This window comes from Kosmotoga sp. (genome assembly GCF_982836095.1).
Genome location: NZ_CEYIHJ010000222.1, coordinates 1 through 2,388 on the forward strand (window position 1 = coordinate 1; position 2,388 = coordinate 2,388).

3 protein-coding genes are annotated in these 2,388 nt (G+C 44.0%); all 3 read right to left on the reverse strand.

What is annotated here, in order from left to right:
* Window positions 1-41 precede the first annotated feature (41 nt).
* Window positions 42-707, reverse strand: coding sequence for a cobalamin biosynthesis protein CobQ (locus AC3LHT_RS10415; RefSeq protein WP_290645513.1), 666 nt, complete (start codon window positions 705-707; stop codon window positions 42-44).
* Between the two features lie 9 nt (window positions 708-716).
* A complete protein-coding gene (gene buk, locus AC3LHT_RS10420) occupies window positions 717-1,784 on the reverse strand; it encodes a butyrate kinase (RefSeq protein ID WP_488662839.1) in 1,068 nt (355 codons plus the stop codon).
* On the reverse strand, window positions 1,781-2,388 hold a 608-nt coding region (locus AC3LHT_RS10425; protein WP_488662840.1), incomplete at its 5' end, for a phosphate acyltransferase. The genes buk and AC3LHT_RS10425, both read right to left, overlap by 4 nt.

Below are 2,388 nucleotides of genomic sequence, written 5' to 3' on the forward strand. Positions count from 1 at the left end.
TTACACAGCGCAAGACATCTTTTTGTACTATTTAGTACTATTTATCGGATGTCCCAAGGTGTTTTGAGAAATTTTTTTATTTTGAAAACCGGAAACTTTTCTGCGTTAAAGCAAATACCATCGGCAACCACCGTGGCCAGCACAGGTATGTTGATACGTTTAGATACCTCGCTTACAAACCTTTCCCCATATCTGATATTTTCTAAAGTAGTTTCATTGCCAAGGTTGGCGTTGTTTATGAGATAATCGATCTTCCTTCTGGACACCTTCGAAAGCCGGCTTATATGTTCTACGGCCTTTTCAATTGTATCTGTGAAGGGTCTATAAGGATTGAGCACGAAATAAGTGCGTACGTCTTTTCCGTCCAAAGCTACTTTAAGTGAGCCTAGAGCGACAGCTCCATCATCGTTACCGCCAACATCAATTATAAGTGAGTATGTTTCGTTGGAGATATAGCCATAGACAGCTGCGGTTATTATTGGAAGGTCTGCATGCATCAATGCGCCATGAGGCGCGATAAGCCTTATGCCTATACGCTCTAGCTCAGAGATGTAATCTCTGGATCTGAAGTAGGAACTGATAACATCTATATCAGCTAGGGCAACGTGTTCGAATTTTTCTTTTAACTCCAGGGCGACATTCAGCGAAATCTCGGTTTTTCCGCTGCCAAACATCCCCATGAAAACGGATATTCTGCTATCAAACATCTTTTCACCTCAATAAGATTTAACGGCTTCTTCTCTCCTCAACACCCTGCTTGCTGCAAGAGCCAGGGCGAGCTCCTCGTCTCCGCCGGGAACGACTTCCACCGGTGCAATGAATGAAACCTTTTCGCTGATCCAGGGTACCAAAAAACCGTCATCATAAGCCAATCCACCAGTTAAAATGATCACGTCTACCTCACCTCTGAGAGCGGCAGCCATTTTGCCTATCCACTTTATTATCTGATACGCCATACCCCGGTAATATAGTTCCAGCTCTTTATCACCTTCCCGGATTTTTTGCTGTATTACTGTACAGTCATTTGTGCCTGTATATGCAACTAACCCACCTTTACCCTTTATCAGTTTTTTGATCTCGCTCTTTGTGTATTCTCCACTGAAGCAGAGCTTGATAAGCTGTGTAAGTGGAAGCGTCCCGGATCTCTCAGGCGTATACGGGCCATCGCCGTTCAGGGCATTGTTTACATCTACTACTCTTCCTTTTTCATGGGCACCTATGGAGATGCCTCCACCCATGTGTGCTACAACGAAATTCATTTCTTCGTACTTCTTGCCGTATTTTTGGGCAACAGAACGAGCAACAGCTTTTTGGTTTAGCGCGTGAAAAATGGATTTCCGCTGGAAATCTGGATGCCCGGTAAATCTTGCCACTTCCTTCATTTCGTCGACCACAACTGGATCGGCTATGAAAGCAGGGATTCCTCCAGCTTTTTCAGCAAGTTCTTTGGCCAGAATAGCTCCAAGATTCGAAGCGTGTTCACCGTATTTTGCAGATTTGAGGTCCTCGATCATTTTTTCATTGACCCTGTAAGTACCACCCTGAAGGGGCCTTAAAAGACCTCCCCTGCCTACAATTGCTTCGAATTCTTTCAGAGAGTATCCCCTTTCATTGAGGAACTCGACAATCAGTTCTTTCCTGAAATCTTTCTGTGAATAGAGATTGCAAAAGCCTGAGAGTTCTTCAGAGGTGTGTCTTATGGTTTTTGTTTCTATAATTCTCTCATCTTCGAAAATAGCGAGTTTTGTTGAGGTTGATCCGGGGTTGATAACCAATATTTTCACTTTGAAGCCCCCTTTGCAATCAAAACGTTCATGGCAATGGATAAGAGTTTGGTGGTATCCGAGTCCGCTCTTGAAGTGAGTATAATGGGAACCTTGCCGCCCATTATAGTGCTTGCAACAAGCGCTCCACCAAGGAAAACCATTGCTTTATAGAAAATATTACCAGCTTCTATATCTGGCATTATAAGGATATCAGCATTACCTGCTACGGGACTATCTATACCCTTGTGCTTTGCAGCTTCTTTTGATATCGCATTATCTAGAGCCAGAGGGCCATCAACCTCAACATCTGAAAGCTGATGCCTTTGCGCCATTTTTGAAAGGATAGCAGCTTCCATTGCTCCTAACACAGCTACTTTGGGTTTTTTTATCCCCAGCGCTGCTGCAACCCTGGAAGCGTTTACGATAGAATCCGCTTTCTGTCGGAGGTCGGGAGCTATTACCATGCCAGCATCCGTTACAATGAGAAGTCTATCAAAACCAGGAATTTCAAAAACGCTTACCAGATTCATTGTTCTCCCCGTTCTGAGACCATATTCTTCTTTGAGATAGACACTCAGCAAGTCCCCCGTTTTTACTTTGCCTTTCATAAGCAGGTCAGCCC

What these genes read in the sequence shown, in the direction of transcription:
- AC3LHT_RS10415 (WP_290645513.1), bottom strand. Translation starts at nt 707, where the DNA reads ATGTTTGATAGCAGAATATCCGTTTTCATGGGGATGTTTGGCAGCGGA.